General features: G+C 44.1%; 12 protein-coding genes. 9 read left to right on the forward strand and 3 right to left on the reverse strand.

Annotated elements, in window-relative coordinates; genetic code table 11:
- Positions 1–65: 65 nt before the first annotated feature.
- From ACN6MV_RS12205 to ACN6MV_RS12225, 5 genes are all read left to right on the forward strand, one after another.
- A complete protein-coding gene (locus tag ACN6MV_RS12205) occupies positions 66–734 on the forward strand; it encodes a hypothetical protein (RefSeq protein WP_419886441.1) in 669 nt (222 codons plus the stop codon).
- 551 nt (positions 735–1,285) lie between these two features.
- Positions 1,286–3,172, forward strand: a complete 1,887-nt coding sequence (locus ACN6MV_RS12210) for a glucose PTS transporter subunit IIA (protein ID WP_042126806.1) — start codon at positions 1,286–1,288, stop codon at positions 3,170–3,172.
- On the forward strand, positions 3,169–4,938 hold the full coding sequence (ptsP, locus tag ACN6MV_RS12215) for a phosphoenolpyruvate--protein phosphotransferase (RefSeq protein WP_419886442.1): 1,770 nt from the start codon (positions 3,169–3,171) through the stop codon (positions 4,936–4,938). Before ACN6MV_RS12210 ends, ptsP begins: the two co-directional genes overlap by 4 nt.
- Before the next feature lie 181 nt (positions 4,939–5,119).
- Positions 5,120–5,650, forward strand: coding sequence for a sigma-70 family RNA polymerase sigma factor (locus ACN6MV_RS12220; protein WP_419886443.1), 531 nt, complete (start codon positions 5,120–5,122; stop codon positions 5,648–5,650).
- The gene (locus tag ACN6MV_RS12225) at positions 5,643–7,043 is read left to right on the forward strand and encodes a DUF4179 domain-containing protein (RefSeq protein ID WP_419886444.1); all 1,401 of its coding nucleotides are present in this window, start codon (positions 5,643–5,645) and stop codon (positions 7,041–7,043) included. Before ACN6MV_RS12220 ends, ACN6MV_RS12225 begins: the two co-directional genes overlap by 8 nt.
- Before the next feature lie 102 nt (positions 7,044–7,145).
- On the opposite strand, the gene ACN6MV_RS12230 is transcribed toward ACN6MV_RS12225, so the two are convergent.
- Positions 7,146–7,670, reverse strand: a complete 525-nt coding sequence (locus ACN6MV_RS12230; protein WP_419886445.1) for a type 1 glutamine amidotransferase domain-containing protein — start codon at positions 7,668–7,670, stop codon at positions 7,146–7,148.
- Positions 7,671–7,876: 206 nt separating this feature from the next.
- Here ACN6MV_RS12230 and ACN6MV_RS12235 point away from each other — a divergent pair, with 206 nt between their 5' ends.
- From ACN6MV_RS12235 to ACN6MV_RS12245, 3 genes are all read left to right on the forward strand, one after another.
- Complete coding sequence (locus ACN6MV_RS12235) at positions 7,877–8,329, forward strand: hypothetical protein (protein ID WP_375102685.1); 453 nt, start codon at positions 7,877–7,879, stop codon at positions 8,327–8,329.
- Between the two features lie 264 nt (positions 8,330–8,593).
- Positions 8,594–9,604 carry a catabolite control protein A gene (ccpA, locus tag ACN6MV_RS12240; protein ID WP_036686140.1) on the forward strand — a complete coding sequence of 337 codons (1,011 nt, stop codon included), beginning with the start codon at positions 8,594–8,596 and terminating at the stop codon, positions 9,602–9,604.
- Between the two features lie 89 nt (positions 9,605–9,693).
- Positions 9,694–10,389 carry a 5'-methylthioadenosine/adenosylhomocysteine nucleosidase gene (locus ACN6MV_RS12245; protein ID WP_081954059.1) on the forward strand — a complete coding sequence of 232 codons (696 nt, stop codon included), beginning with the start codon at positions 9,694–9,696 and terminating at the stop codon, positions 10,387–10,389.
- A gap of 2 nt (positions 10,390–10,391) precedes the next feature.
- Here the strand turns inward: ACN6MV_RS12245 and ACN6MV_RS12250 are convergent, their stop codons facing one another.
- Complete coding sequence (locus ACN6MV_RS12250; protein WP_042126817.1) at positions 10,392–11,024, reverse strand: GNAT family N-acetyltransferase; 633 nt, start codon at positions 11,022–11,024, stop codon at positions 10,392–10,394.
- A gap of 160 nt (positions 11,025–11,184) precedes the next feature.
- Here ACN6MV_RS12250 and acsA point away from each other — a divergent pair, with 160 nt between their 5' ends.
- The gene (gene acsA, locus ACN6MV_RS12255) at positions 11,185–12,909 is read left to right on the forward strand and encodes an acetate--CoA ligase (protein ID WP_042126819.1); all 1,725 of its coding nucleotides are present in this window, start codon (positions 11,185–11,187) and stop codon (positions 12,907–12,909) included.
- Positions 12,910–12,991: 82 nt separating this feature from the next.
- On the opposite strand, the gene ACN6MV_RS12260 is transcribed toward acsA, so the two are convergent.
- A complete protein-coding gene (locus ACN6MV_RS12260; RefSeq protein ID WP_419886446.1) occupies positions 12,992–15,904 on the reverse strand; it encodes a transglycosylase domain-containing protein in 2,913 nt (970 codons plus the stop codon).
- Positions 15,905–15,910: the final 6 nt, after the last annotated feature.

The following is a 15,910-nucleotide window of genomic DNA, read 5'->3' on the forward strand; positions in this document are numbered from 1 at the left end:
GTCCTTTATCCGCATGATTTGCGGTGAAGGGCGTTTTTTTTATTTTTATAGGGGAGGATACCATAATGGAATTTGAAGAAGCACATGGTATGTTCATTAACAAGCACTTGACTGAAAGATCAGGAGAAAGAAGGGGGAGGCTTGTTAGAGGGCATAATTATGCTGAGAAGCTGTTCTTGCAGAATGTATGGTGGCCATTGTTTGAGAGTCTCGATGATTTGCATCCAGAATACGAAGTGTACGACTGGAACCGTAAATCTCAGTTTCTGGACTTCGCTTTTCTTCCGCAGAGCGGCAGCAGCCTAGGAATTGAGTGCGACGGGTTTCAAAGCCATGTGAAGGACATGGACCGCGAGAGATTCAACTATGCAGTGAATCGGGACACTTTTTTGACCGGAATGGGGTGGAAAATGATTCATTTTTCTGTTGATGATCTTCAGCACCGCCCTGAGGTGTGCCGGATGCTATTGCAATTGGTGCTGGCACCTCATTTGGCGCGCAAATCTGCAAGCGTGGATATTTTGTCCGAGGAGAAGGAGGTTCTGCGTTTGGCTTGGCGACTGGGGAGGGCGATTCGTCCGAAGGATGTGACCATGCATTTCAGTATTAACTTTCGTACGGCGCGCAGATTGTTGCACTCGTTGAGTGAGAAGGGGCTGCTAAAGCCTGTAACTACAGGAGAACGGGTTCGGCAATATGAAGTGAAAGCTATGCGACCAGATCAAATATGGTAGGAGTGGGAGAATAATTGCACTATATACAACTATATCAGACGTATAATTGTACTCTGATGGTTTAGTTGCACTTTGTACACTTATAATTCATCAAAGGTGAGGATAAAGATAAATTCATCAAAAATAATTGCACAAAGTACATTTATACAGCTCATAGTGTTTCTGAGACTGAAATAGCTGCAAAAAGTACAATTAACTTCGTTTTTGCTTGGCACAGGGACTGGAGGGGGTTCTAAAGAGGCACTGAAGTAGGCGCAGAAGTAGGGACGGAATGAGAAGCAGTAGCAGCCCAAAAACAGCAAATAATTCTTCGTTCGGGCACTTTTCTAAAATTTTAAAATAGCCGGACGTGCAACGGTTTTAACCGAATGTAAGATGGTTTACTCAAAACCTTTGGCGAATTGTGAGCTAAGACATGGCTTTCTTATGTGATTTTATAGTGGAGTAAGAGAATAATTGTTTATAAATAGACTGTTTTTTTCTTCAGTTTATTTTGACAAAAACACCCGCAGCGCGTACCATTCAATATAGAAAGAAAGGAGAGGGTAGCCTTGAATTGGCTCGGATCATTGCAGCAATTGGGCAGAGCCATAATGCTTCCTACCATGGTACTGCCGGCGGCAGCCATTTTGCTTAGTTTGGGCAGCTTACCTTGGTCTGCATGGGGACTTTCTTCGGTATCCGAAGTGGCTACATACGCTGGGCAGGGAATCTTTTATTTTATGCCTTATTTGTTTGCTGTGGGTGTAGCATGGGGACTATCCAATCAAGCTGGAACGGCGGGTCTTGCAGCGTTGGCTGGGATGTTCACTTACGACCGGATTGTTACCCATATGGGAGACGGGCTTGTACAACCTGCAACACTTATCGGAATTTTGCTGGGTATAGTCGCCGGTATCGCTCAAAACCGGTTTAAAAATATCAAGCTTCCAGAGGCGATCCAGTTTTTTGGAGGGTCGCGTTTTGTTTTGCTGTTCATGGGATTGTTTTCGGCTGGCTTTGCATGGGTGATGTTAGGGATATCTCCACTGCTGCAAAGAGGACTGGATGATCTTTTTCAAGGGATATTGCAGACGGGCGGATTTGGCGTTTTTATTTATGGGGTACTATATAGAGTACTGACAGCCTTCGGTCTTCACCATATTCTTAATAATGTGTTTTGGTTTCAGTTTGGAAACTTCACAACTCCTGATGGTAGCACTGTCGTTCAGGGGGATTTGCCACGTTTTTTTGCAGGCGATCCTACAGCGGGCATTTTTATGGCAGGTTTGTTTCCGATAATGATGTTCGCACTGCCAGCCATTGCTTTTGCAATTATTCAGGAAGCGCGCGAGGATTTGAAGCCTAAGATTAAAAAGACCTTCATGCGAGCCGCTTTGGTTTGTTTTCTAACTGGGGTTTCGGAGCAGATCGAATTCGCGTTTTTGTTTGCTTCTCCGTATTTATTCGCGGTACATACTGTAATGTCCGGTCTCGCTATGGTGCTGACCTACATGCTTGGAATTCACCACGGGTTCTCTTATTCAGCAGGAGCCATTGACTTCTTTTTAAATTTGCATCTGTCGCAGAGGGCTTGGCTTTTGATTCCGATCGGCATTGGTTATGGGATTGTATATTATAATTTGTTCCGCTGGGCGATTCGCCGTTTTCAGATCCCGACACCAGGACGTGAAGAAGGTTCGGAACTCGGGGATTGGGCAGGTAACATCCCTTATCAGGCACCGCTAATCTTAGAGGCGCTAGGTGGTAAGGAGAATATTGTACAAGTGCAGTCCTGTATCACTCGTTTGCGACTTACCGTCCATAATGATCGATTTATTGATACGGGGGCGCTTAAAGGTCTTGGTTCTGCCGGGATTATCAAGCTCGGTGGCGGTAATGTTCAGGTAGTATTTGGAACGTATTCAGAGCTGATCCGCGAGGAGATCAACAAGCTGATGCTTCGAGATTTGCCGCAGGTGCTGTTCAGTTCTCCGATGCAGGGTAGAATGATGCCCATTGAGGAAGTGCCGGATCATATCTTTGCAGCGAAGCTGGTGGGTGATGGAGTTGCATTTTTGCCGGAAAAAGGGGAGCTTACTTCGCCTGTATTCGGGAAGGTTATGCACGTCTACCCTACAATGCATGCCGTCGGTATTGCTACGCCGGAAGGGCTGGAGGTACTTATGCATATAGGGATCGATACTTCGCAGCTTAAAGGGCCATTTGAGGCGGTTGTAAAAGAGGGTGACAGCGTGGAGCCAGGTCAATTGCTGGTTAAATTCGACCTCGCTTATTTGCGTGAGCATGCGGCTTCACTGGCTACACCAATGGTGATTACGAATCCTGATCGAGTAAAATCATGGAGCTACGCTCCATTTAAAAATGTTAAAAAGGGGCAATCTTCTGTAATGTCCGTAGTCTTACATGAAAGTAACGTTGGAGGGATAGAAGGATGATACAAGGCATAGGCGCAGCAGCAGGTGTAGCTATCGGGAAGGCCTTTGTCTTACCGAACTGGGAGTGGAGCTTACCAGACACACAAGTGAACCCAGTGGATCTAGCTAAGGAGTTTGAGCGTTTATACGAAGGTATCCGTACCTCTAAGGACGAAATTGAATTCATCAAAAAGGAATTCAGAGAAGTGGTCGGTCCAGAGGAATCCAGCATTTTTGATGCTCATCTGGCGATATTGGATGATCCGGTGTTCATGAGTGAAATCCGGGGGATTATAGAACGCCAATATAAGGCGGCGGAAGTGGCTGTTAAGGAAGCAATTGATCATTTTGTAGCGATGTTTGATTTGCTAGATGATGAATACATGAAGGAACGGGCGGTCGACATCAAGGATGTCGGAAATCGTCTGTTAAAGCATCTTTTAGGTGCTCCTGAGGTTACGTTGCCATCCGATACACAGCCGTATATTCTCGTAGCGAAGGAGTTGTCTCCTTCCCAGTTAGCTCACTTGAACCCAACTTATGTTCTAGGTATTGTTACTATGATGGGCGGTAAAACCTCGCATTCCTCCATTATGGCTCGTGCGCTGGGCATTCCGCTCGTAGCAGGTTTGGAGAATAATTTGTCTAATCCTATTCAGACCGGAGATATGCTCGTGATAGACGGCGATACCGGATCTGTGCAAATTCATCCTGATGAGGTAACAATCAATGAATATGTTTCTCTTCGGAATAAGCAGCATAAAAAGAAAGAACAATTGGAATTGCTTGCTACTGTCGATGCCGTCACAAAAGATGGTGTTAACCTGCGGTTAGCCGGTAATATCAGCTCTGTTAAAGAACTGAATTTAGCGCTCAAGTATGGAGCTGAAGGTGTAGGTCTATTCCGCACAGAGTTTCTTTATATGGATCGCAGTTCTTTCCCGACTGAGGATGAACAATTCGAAGTGTATAAACAGGTGGTCGAGAAGGTAGGCAGCAATATGGTTGTGATCCGTTCGCTGGATATAGGCGGGGACAAGCATCTGGATTACTTCCAGCTACCAGAAGAACAGAATCCGTTCCTTGGCTATCGTGCTATTCGAATCAGCTTGAATCGACAAGATATGTTCAAAACTCAACTAACCGCCATTTTGCGGGCGAGTGCATATGGGAATGTAAAGCTAATGTTCCCAATGATATCTTCTGTAGAAGAAGTACAGGCAGCAAAAGCTGTATTGGAAGAAGTGAAGGCTGAACTGGAGCTGCGGGGCATCCCGTTTAATCGGAATATTCCAGTCGGTATTATGATTGAAGTTCCAGCTGCGGTTATGATTGCGGATTTACTGGCTGAGGAAGTTGATTTTTTCAGTATCGGTACGAACGATTTGGTGCAATATGTATTAGCTGTAGACCGTATGAATGAACAAATTGCACATATGTATCATCCATATCATCCAGCGGTTCTGCGCATGATTCGTATGACTGTAGAAGCAGCACGTAATGCAAAAATAGACATTAGCGTATGTGGTGAAATGGCGGCGGATGAGCGTTCTTTGCCACTTTGGCTGGAGCTAGGGATTAGTGATCTTAGCATGTCGCCACAGGCGCTGCTGAAGGTTAAACACCGTACCCTGAATACACTGGCTATAGATGCTACAAGGGTTGCAAAAGCTTGCTTCCATCATCGTACAAGCTCGGAGACGGAGGAAATCCTAAGTGCTTACGCTCAGAAAAGCGGTATTTCGCTTGGAACAAGCGTGGAAACAAAGGAGAAAGCCTCTTCATAGTTATCAAGCGTAACATCATCAAGTTCACATCAAGGTTCGGCATTCTTGCCGGGCCTTTTTCTTTTGTACCAGATCATTTGTAAAAAAACAAAACCGTTTGCGCTTCAGCGCAGTCTATACATAGAGCGAGTTGCACAGGAATGATTTTTACGTGAAGGCAAGGGGGGAGGACAGAACAAGCATGGAACACATTATTAATGACGAAATGGAAATTGTCGCTACGGATGAAGACATATTTTATGAGCTGGTAGCTGAGCAGAAAAGAAAGCTATACAGCATTGCTTACAGCTATTTGCGAAACGAGGCAGATTCGTTGGAAGTTCTACAAGAGGCAACCTGCCGCGCATGGATTAAACGTAAAAGTTTGAAGGACTCAGAGCGTTTTGCTCCTTGGTTAACACGTATTCTGATCAATTGCTGTAACGATGAGTTGAAGCGCAGAAAGAGGAATACAGTCACAGAAGTTGATCGAAGCGATATAGGAATTATGGAGATGAAAAGCGACCGCAGATTGGACATGGAACATGCGCTGGAAGGAGTAAAGCCAAAGTATCGCCAGGTGCTTGTACTCAAATATTACAAGGACATGACTCTTGCAGAAATTGCGGAGGTGCTCGATAAGCCGGAGGGAACCGTGAAGACATGGCTGAGCAAAGGTCTGAAACAACTGCGTGACAGAATGAAACGGAAAGGGGATCTATTTAATGGCTGAGTCTGAAGAAAAGCTGCTTAACGATTACTTTCAGAGAATCGATGTCGAGGCTGAGGAAATCCTGGAAGTTAAATTGGACGCCGCGATTCGCCAGGGGATGCAGTTAGGTAACCGAAAAGGGTCGTCTTTTAGAAAAAGATACACTGTTGTTGCGTTGGCGCTCCTAGCTATCGTCTTATTGATTATTGTCCCTTGGGCAAATCAGATGGCCAATCCAATACGTGCGCAATTACCTCCAAAAAGCTGGGGGCAGCTTGAAATGTTTAGACCCATTATTGCTAATAATCTGACCATAACATCAGCACTTGATGCGGGAATAATGAAGGAAGTGAATATTTCTTCAGCTGAGGTGGATGGAATAAAGTGGACGGTTAACGGAATCATCGCTGATCGAAGAGGCATTGCTCTGCTCTATACGATTCAGAATAATACAGATCAGAAAATGCAACTAATGGGCCTGTCTCTGAAAAAAAATTCAGAAGATAATTACGACCTCACAGGATATAGCGGGTTTAGCAATTCTAATGCACAAGAGGCAGGTTCTCCTGGGACGACTCGTATGTTAGAACAAATCGTCTGGAATAAATATCGAGATGATCTGACAGATGAGTTGAATATTACATTATCGCTATATCCAGTATCCAAGGACCCATCTGGATCGAGCAGTGATATAAAAAAGCTAATTGTTAACATTCCATTGGAAGCCAATAACAATTATTTTAAGGGAGAAATTATTGATCTGAAGGAGAGTCTAGCTATTGCCGGACAGAAAATCAAAATGGATAATGTCTATATTGGACCTACTGGAATTTATATGCGGGAAAACTTTGACGGAGATAATACAATGAGAATTTTTAATATGCTTTCACCTAAACTGGTCATCGGGAAGGGGGATCACCAAGAGGACTTAATGTGGGCTAGTGGGATGAATAATTATCACAATGACAATATGAGACCTGATGAGCCAATCAAATTAGAAATTGAAGGAATTTCAGCACTGGATAAATCTAAGGTGGAGCTTGTGATTAACACGGAAACCCAGCAGATCTTGCAGGCACCAGATAACAATTTAACGATTTCAAAGCGGATGGAGAACGAAGAACAGGGAATTCTGGTATTGGATTACTTTATCCCTAAAGAAGATAAGGAGGCGCTTGGCGGCAGCGGTTTTTCATTGGACGATAATTTTGTGGATAGCACTGGAAGCGGGCATTGGCTGGGAAGGGTCAAAGATGGCTACTCGGGATATAAAGAATTTAACGAAGGTACTAAAGGAACTACAATAACCTTTTTCTTTAACGTAGGCAAAGAAAAGCTACCTCAACCCTTGACCTTCAAATTTAATTCTTATCCAACTGTAATCAAGGAGAAGGCGTCCTTAAGAATTAAGTGAGCAGCCTAGATGTCGAACGAATCAAATCAAAAGCCCTGTTCTTCACAGCATTGTGAGAAACAGGGCTTGTTTTATTTTTAACCAATAGATGTGTATTGTACTTTATTCCCCAGCAAGTGCATCACAAAAGGCTTTGCCATAAGGCGGAAGATCCGGCGGGCGACGAGCGGAGATGATATGTCCATCCGTAACCACTGCTTCATCCTTCCATATAGCTCCGGCATTCTCCATGTCATCCCGGATGCCCGGTGTGGAGGTGACGGTTACACCTTCCAGAATTTTAGCGGAAATTAATACCCAACCTGCGTGGCAGATCTGCCCAATTGGTTTTTTAGCCACATTAAAATCCTGTACGAGCTTTAGAACGGCACTGTATCTACGGATTTTATCCGGAGCCCAGCCTCCTGGAACTAGAATACCATCATAATCAGCAGCGTTTAAATCATCCCAGGAGTACTCTGCTTTTGCTGGTACACCATATTTGCCGATGTACGTCTTATCTTTTTCCAAACCTGCCAAGTGAACCTCAGCACCTTCTTCTCTCACTCGGTACACGGGATACCAGAGCTCCAAATCTTCAAATTCATCGTCTACGAGTGCAATGACCTTTTTGCCAGCTAGTCTCATTTTGTTAAGCTCCTTTCGTACCACATGATCTTTCATATTCTATCAAATTTAAAATACGAAGTCATCTGATGGGTTGTAAATAATAGACGAATTGCCAATTTAATCATTATATGCAATTAAAGAGGGTTTTAATCGAGGGAAGTCGAATATAGAAATTGAAAAGTCATACTTTGTACTTATTTTATTTCTTGCAAGAGGTGTAGAAGATGTATACAGATAATTTAATGGAGAAGTTGTGCAATTGTGGTGGCCTCATGACCTTACATATGCATTCATTAATTTTTAATACGAAGGTGAAGATTACACATGTTCCTGTTTATACTTGTCCGAAATGTACTAGTTATGAGCCAATGTCGTTTATTAAAGCGGATCTAGGAAGGTTAGTGAAGGAACTGAGCGCGGATGTGCCAAGAAAAGATTTTTCATTTACAGAAAGAAATGAATTAGCTAGTGTCCTAAAAGAATCTTTGACAGAGGTTATTGTCGGGGGATTTCATGAATTAGAGGTGGTTATCCGAGAGACAATTCAGGCTAGAGTGGATGTGCTGCTCGATTTATACCGATTAGCTGAAAGGCTCACGGACCAGAATTGGATGGAAGAAACTAGTCGAAGACTGTCTCAATTAACGTTCCAAACGACTAAAAACGCAAATTATTAAAACATTCTGTGAAAATAATGAAAAACTTTCACGGAATGTTGGATTTTTCACTCACTTTTTGTTACGATAGATAGAAGTTACATGATTGTGCTCGTGAATAGGGAAACCTTCACTAGTCATAAATTGTAATTTAGGGTTACGTCTTCATCCTTGAAAGAAATTTTGAAAGGAAAATGAAGCGTTATCATTGCACAATTGTACAAAGTGTCGTATCATATTTTTAATTAGTCGAACGATAAAATTTATCGCAATGGAGAGAGTAATTTGACGGTAACCATTTACGATGTAGCGCGAGAAGCAGGCGTATCTATGGCTACGGTATCACGGGTTGTGAATAATAACCCTAACGTGAAACCGCAGACCCGGAAGAAAGTTTTTGAAGCGATTGAGCGTTTGGGATATCGTCCCAATGCCGTGGCGAGAGGACTTGCCAGTAAGAAAACGACAACCGTTGGGGTTGTCATCCCTGATATTTCAAACTCGATTTTTGCAGAAATTGCACGCGGGATTGAAGATATCGCGAACATGTATCATTACAATATCATATTGTGTAACGCGGATAAGCGCAAAGAAAAGGAAATCCGTGTCATCAATACGCTTTTGGAGAAACAGGTCGATGGTCTGCTCTTCATGGGTGGTACGGTAACTGATGAACATATCCAAGCTTTCCAGACTTCTGCAGTTCCAATTGTCCTATGTGCTACACGGGATGAGAAGGGGACTTATCCTTCCGTTGACATCGATCATGAAACCGCTGCTTTTGATGCAGTGAATACTCTGATTCGTCACGGTCACCGTGAAATCGCAATGATCAGTGGTACACTCCAGGATCCTGCGAATGGATATGCACGTTTTCATGGTTATAAGAAGGCACTTGAACAGGCTGGAATCGAATATCAAGAAGACTTGGTGCGTATCGGTAACTACCGCTATGAATCTGGTGTCGAAGCCATGAAGTATTTCCTTGGACTCAAGAAGAAGCCGACAGCTATTTTTGCTGCAACAGATGAGATGGCTATTGGTGCAATTCACAGTATTCAGGATGAAGGCCTGAAGGTACCGGATGACTTCTCCATTATTAGTGTGGATAACATCCGTATGGCTTCGATGGTTCGTCCATTGTTGACAACTGTAGCCCAGCCTATGTATGACCTAGGTGCGGTAGCAATGAGACTTTTGACGAAACTCATGAAGAAAGAGACGGTTGAGAATCCGCGGGTTATCCTGCCTCATGAAACGATTCTCCGCTTGTCTGTTAATCATCTGAATAAGTAATTTAAGAACTAAACAGTCATTCCGTAGAAAGCTCCTTTTGGAGCTTTTTATGTTTTTTACAGCGAAAATCATCGAAGGAGGCGTTAGTTTTGCATGAAATTATCGGATTAATTGGTGCGATGGATGAAGAGATTAAGCTGCTGCTAGAAGGAATGGAGAATAAAGAGACTAAGGTCAAAGCAGGAATACATTATTACATAGGAGATTTATTAGGGAAGTCAGTAGTGCTTTGTAAATCCGGGGTTGGCAAAGTGAATGCAGCAGCTACGACACAAATTCTGATTGATTCCTTTGGTGTATCACGTGTGTTGTTTACTGGCGTAGCTGGAGCTGTGCATCCTGAATTGAATATTGGAGATATCGTAATATCATCTACTTGTGTCCAGCATGATGTGGATGCAACGGCGCTTGGGTTCTCAAGAGGTGAAATTCCTTATCAGGAAAATTCCGTCTTTCAGGCAGATCATGCACTGGTTCTCCTTGCTGAGAGAGCGTGTAACAAGCTAGGTCAAAAGTACTTGGTCGGCAAGGTGCTTTCAGGTGATCAATTCATTTCTAACGTGGAGATTGTGGCCAAATTAAGAGAGGAGTTAGACGGAGCATGCGTGGAGATGGAAGGAGCGGCGGTTGCACAAGTCTGTGTGATGAACGCCACTCCCTTTGTCATAATTCGTTCGATGTCTGACAAATCTGATGGGTCTGCAAATGTTAATTTTAAGGAATTCACGGTAGAATCCTCAGGGCGCTCACATGCCATATTAGAATATATGTTGCAGCACCTCTGATTTTAGTACATAAAGCGCTGTCTAAAACGTACCCTGTCGAAGGTCTCCTGTGAGGACATAGGCACCTCTTGTCCAATGCGTACCATTAGACAGTTGGCTGGATGGGAGCAGATTTCAGGATCGTCTGTAGCATACCAAACCATATTTACAGTTTTCATTAATCGCTCCATCATTTGGCGATAAGCCCATACATCAAGCCCACTTCCTTTTAAATCCCAGTGCCAATAATACTCAGTTGTAAAGACAATACAATTCTCCAATTGCTCCTGCTCAAAAGCAGTGGAAATCAGCAGCCGGCCAAGTCCGGCTCCCCTGTAATCATTACTCACCTCAATGGCCCCAAGCTCAATTAGATCCATCATTCCACCCTGTGACCAAAGCTCCATTTCATCCGGATAATGAAAGGTGACATAACCTACGATAGTGCCGTTCTCTACAGCTGTAATAATACGTCCTTCTGGCAGGCTAGCAATCTCTACGAGAGCTTCTTGCTGTTCTATTGGCTTGCGGAAGGCATCGAGATCATGGTGCATGTGGAGGGCTTCTAGGTCCTCTGGAGACCGGGGACCGCTTACTGTAATTGTTCTACCTTTATATGAAAGCGTATGGGAAACAGGGATTTTACGATGCTCCATAGCCGTGCTCCTTTCAGATCATAAAATATGGAATGTAAACGTTTGCTATGTTATACTAATTCAGACATAAAAAATTCACATTCATTGCATTGACATCATTATCTAAGAGAAGAGTCTTACCCTTAAAGCTTAAATCAAACGAGTGAGGGAGGCAAGAGTGATGGGTCAAGTCCATAGCGAAATTTTGCCGGGCCGTGTACAGAGCTCCAATATGTCTGATTACACCCAGGCAGTAGCCGATTTTAAGTGGGAGGATGTTGAACGTAACTTCTCATGGTATGACACTGGCAAAGTAAATATGGCACATGAAGCAGTGGATCGCCACGTTCAAGAAGGACGGGGAGCGGCAACGGCCCTGCTCTACAGTGATGCGGTGCGGGATGAATCCTATACATTTGCCGATCTGCAGGAACGGTCGAACCGGTTCGGAAATGTATTGCGTAAATATGGTATCGGTAAGGGAGATCGGGTATTTATTTTTATGCCTCGTCAACCGGAACTATATTTTAGTTTACTAGGCATTTTGAAGATTGGGGCAATAGCAGGCCCTCTGTTCGAAGCCTTCATGGAGACAGCAGTCAAAGACCGGCTAGAGGATAGCGGTGCCGTTGCTTTGGTTACTACGCCTGAACTACTTCATCGTGTAAAGCGAGATGAGCTTCCGAATTTGCGTCATATTTTTTTAGTAGGTGGTACCACTGATATCGAGCAAGGTAACTTAGGTTTCACTGAGGAGATGGCTAACGCATCTTCTGAGCTCGAATTGGAATGGCTTGACCTGGACGATGGCCTTATTATGCATTATACATCTGGTTCTACGGGAAAACCTAAAGGCGTTTATCATGTACAAAGAGCTATGATTCAACATTATTATACAGGTAGAGTGGTGCTGGATCTACGTCCAGATGATATTTACTGGTGTACAGCAGATCCGGGCTGGGTGACGGGAACATCTTACGGAATATTTTCTCCTTGGTTAAATGGGGTTACGAATGTCGTAAGAGGGGGGCGTTTCAGCCCTCAGGATTGGTATAAGACGATTGAACGAAATAAGGTTAGCATTTGGTACAGCGCACCGACAGCATTTCGTATGTTGATGGGTGCAGGAGAGAGTTCAATTCAAGGTATTGATTTGAGTAGTCTGCGACATGTCCTGTCAGTTGGTGAGCCGTTAAATCCTGAAGTGGTGCGGTGGGGTGATAAGTTTTACAATCAGCGCATTCATGATACTTGGTGGATGACAGAGACGGGGGCACAGCTGATCTGCAACTATCCTGGAATGGATATTAAACCAGGTTCAATGGGGCGTCCGTTACCAGGTATTGAAGCGGCGATTCTTGATGATCGAGGCAATGTTCTTCCGCCATTCTCTATGGGGAATCTTGCGATACGGACACCCTGGCCATCCATGATGAACTCGATTTGGAATAATCAGACGAAATATGAGGAATATTTCCGTATTCCTGGTTGGTACATTTCTGGTGATTCCGCTTATATGGATGAGGATGGATATTTCTGGTTCCAAGGACGGATTGATGATGTTATCAATTCATCTGGAGAGCGTATTGGACCATTTGAAGTGGAGAGTAAATTAGTAGAGCATCCAGCTGTAGCTGAAGCGGGCGTAATTGGTAAACCAGACCTTGTGCGTGGGGAAATTATTAAGGCTTTCATCTCGTTGAGAGAAGGTTACATTCCTACTGCTGCTCTCAAAGAGGAGATCGCGGCATTTGTTAAAGCTGGATTGTCTGCACATGCTGCTCCAAGAGAGATCGAATTTAAGGATAAACTACCTAAGACAAGATCTGGTAAAATCATGCGGCGTGTATTAAAGGCTTGGGAGCTTCATCTCCCGACTGGCGATTTATCAACGATAGAGGACTAGAATGGATTATAAAAAACACCGTTCCCTGATGGATTCGAGGGAACGGTGTTTTGCTGTGTGAAGTTATTCTGTTGACTACAGGTTAATGGTTTCCATTCGTACTGCCTGCTGTGCCACTATTACTGTTTCCATTGCCGCTACCTTCGCCAGATGGCAATGAAGTAGGAGTCGGTAGAATGGTTCCTGGAACCTCAATATCCTCTCCTGGTACACTCTCAGAGTCTGTAGGAGGCGTTGTCTCCGGTCCTTGATCAGGAGTTGGCGTTGCTTCCGGAGTTGGTGTAGTGCCACCAGCAACGCTACCAGAAGCGGTCTCATTACCTGCGACATCAACAGCGGTAACATAGAAAGTTGCATTGGCACTCGCAGGTGTTCCTGGCGAGAATACCTTGCTCTCGTCAGCCATAATTACAGCTTGCTTCTGGAAAGACCCACCGTTTAAAGAACGGTATAAGCGGTATCCTACTACATCTGGAGAGCCGCTTGGGGAGAAGGTGATCACAGCTTTACCGGTGCTGTATGACACACTAACATTTCCAGGAGCAGAAGGGGCTGCGCCATCGTCCACGCGTGGATCGACTTCAGTAGGGAAATCTGTCTTAGCATCGGCTGGCATATAATACTCCAACGATTTATGATCCTTCATCTTAGGGAAGGCTGCTAAGAGCTCCTTGACTAAATCCTGAATCGGCTTTTCACGTTTAACAACGATTTTTTCCCTCAGGAAATCCTCTGGTGTTCCTTCCAGCGGAAGGTAATTCACGCCGTTATAAGTTATATACTTAGCTTTGGAAATACCGTCGTCACTCTCTGTAGGCACATATTTCGCATTGAAAAGATCTGTTGTGAATTTGTCAGTTAGAGCCGTTGGCAGTTTACCGCTGTAGGCGGAAACTGTCTTTTTGATGATTCCCTCAGGTTGTGTGAATTTGTCAGTAACAAACAAGTCTGGCTGCTTATCAATCACAGCATTCATGACTTTAGCCCATAAGGTCTGTGCTTGTCGTTTTTGTGTATCTCCCGAAAGGGTATTGATTTGTTCTTTATAACCGACCCACATGCCAAGTGTGACATCAGGGGTGTAGCCCATGAACCAGACATCTCCATAGTTCTGAGTGGAACCGGTCTTACCTACAATCGGAATGTCTTTAAAGTGTTTATAATCTCTTCTCACTGTACTTGCAGTACCTTCTGTGATTACTGTCCGCAGCATATCAGTCATTAGATAAGCAGTTTGCTCAGAGAATACTTGTTCAGGGTTAACCTTGTGCTGATAAACGATCTTGCCTTCCGAATCCACAATCTTCTCGATCATGTAAGCATCATTAAATGCTCCCTGATTGCCGATGGCGGAATAGGCATTGGTTAATTCTTCAACGGATGTACCGTATCGAAGACCACCTATTACCCCTGTCTGCGCTCTGTAATCATCTTCGGTAAGGGTAGTAATCCCTAGCTTTTTAGTAAAGGCCCAAGCATCCTCAATTCCGACTTTCTCGTTAAACAGTTTAAGCGCCGGCAGGTTGAGGGATTTATTAAGTGCATATCGAGCCGTAACTAAGCCTTGATAGCGGTTGTTAGCATTTTTAGGGATATGGAAGCCTTTTCCACCATCCTTCAAAATGATTGGAGCATCATCCAATATGCCGGCAGGTTGAATCAGTCCTGCATCCAAGGCAGGTAAGTAAGCAGAAATCGGCTTCATTGTTGACCCGGGTTGCCGGACCATTTGGGTTGCATAGTTCATTTGCTCGATATTAAAATCGCGACCCTCAATCATGCCGAGAATGGCTCCGGTCTTGTTGTCGATCATTATGCCAGCCGTCTGTTCGATACCTTTTGTTTTGCTGTCCTTAGTGAAATTACTACTATCTTCGGAAATACTGTGCATTGCACTGTATACTTTCTTGTCAATCGTGGTATAGACTCGGTAACCACCAGTCATTAACTGTTGTCGTGCTTCCTCAAGAAGTACGGCATTATCACTAGAGCTAACAGTATCAGTTGTACCGTTTTTCTCTTCATTTAGTGACAAAAGAATCTCAGCTGCTTTACGCTCCGTTTCCATCATCAGGTATGGATATGTAGCATAGGCTTTCTTAGTGTGAGGAGCGAGAGAGCTTTTAATATCAAATTTGAGTGCTTCATCATATTGGGAGGTAGTGATCTTGTTCTCCTCAAGCATACGACGCAGTACAAGCTGTTGACGGTCTATAGCTCTCTTGAATGCCTTTTCATTGAATTCTCCAATGCCATTGAATGCCGAATAAGCGGATGGAAGCTGTGGAAGGCCGGCCAAATACGCCGCTTGGGCAATATTCAACTTGTCTAGATCATCTAGACCGAATATACCTTTGGATGCAGCTTTAATCCCAAATACGTTGTAGCCATTCGAGCCATTACCAAACGGAACCTTGTTCAGATAAGCTGTTAGGATCTCTTGCTTGGTCAAGAAGCGCTCCAGTCTTAGTGAGAGCAGAATTTCTTTTGCTTTGCGATCTTCCGTTCGATCCAGATTGAGGAATACACGTCTTGCGAGCTGTTGAGTAAGTGTACTGCCTCCGGTTTGAACGGATTCATTTAATAGCTTTTGCTTGACGGCACGTAAGGTGCCTTTGAAATCCACGCCGTTATGCTCATTGAAATTATTGTCCTCTATAGCGAGAACTGCATCAATAATAATCTGGGGGATGTCGTTGTATTGAATGAGCCTTCGGTCTTCTTCAGTACGAAGCTGGCCGATTGGTGCGCCGTCACGGAAGTATGCGAATCCGGTGATAGCATTTTGTCCGACTTGCTGTTGAATCATTTCCTCGGAGCGAACAGGTTCATCCTTCACCATGGAAGTTACATACCCTGCTGCTGCACCACCGACGAACAGAATGCCTATTATGCCAAGAATAAACATCCACTTTACTACAGAACCAAACCTGCTGAGCCCGGATCTGCGGGGTGAAGGCTTCTTTACGTTTTTTTTCTTGTTCTCTTGAACCATCGACGA

This window comes from Paenibacillus sp. B-A-8 (genome assembly GCF_048572915.1).
Lineage (GTDB): Bacteria > Bacillota > Bacilli > Paenibacillales > Paenibacillaceae > Paenibacillus_AQ.

Excerpts from the sequence above, each read along its gene's own strand:
- ptsP (WP_419886442.1), top strand. The coding sequence starts at position 3,169 with ATGATACAAGGCATAGGCGCAGCAGCAGGTGTAGCTATCGGGAAGGCC.
- acsA (WP_042126819.1), top strand. The coding sequence starts at position 11,185 with ATGGGTCAAGTCCATAGCGAAATTTTGCCGGGCCGTGTACAGAGCTCC.
- ACN6MV_RS12235 (WP_375102685.1), top strand. The coding sequence starts at position 7,877 with ATGTATACAGATAATTTAATGGAGAAGTTGTGCAATTGTGGTGGCCTC.
- ACN6MV_RS12230 (WP_419886445.1), bottom strand. The coding sequence starts at position 7,670 with ATGAGACTAGCTGGCAAAAAGGTCATTGCACTCGTAGACGATGAATTT.
- ACN6MV_RS12250 (WP_042126817.1), bottom strand. The coding sequence starts at position 11,024 with ATGGAGCATCGTAAAATCCCTGTTTCCCATACGCTTTCATATAAAGGT.
- ACN6MV_RS12205 (WP_419886441.1), top strand. The coding sequence starts at position 66 with ATGGAATTTGAAGAAGCACATGGTATGTTCATTAACAAGCACTTGACT.
- ACN6MV_RS12220 (WP_419886443.1), top strand. The coding sequence starts at position 5,120 with ATGGAACACATTATTAATGACGAAATGGAAATTGTCGCTACGGATGAA.
- ACN6MV_RS12260 (WP_419886446.1), bottom strand. The coding sequence starts at position 15,904 with ATGGTTCAAGAGAACAAGAAAAAAAACGTAAAGAAGCCTTCACCCCGC.
- ACN6MV_RS12225 (WP_419886444.1), top strand. The coding sequence starts at position 5,643 with ATGGCTGAGTCTGAAGAAAAGCTGCTTAACGATTACTTTCAGAGAATC.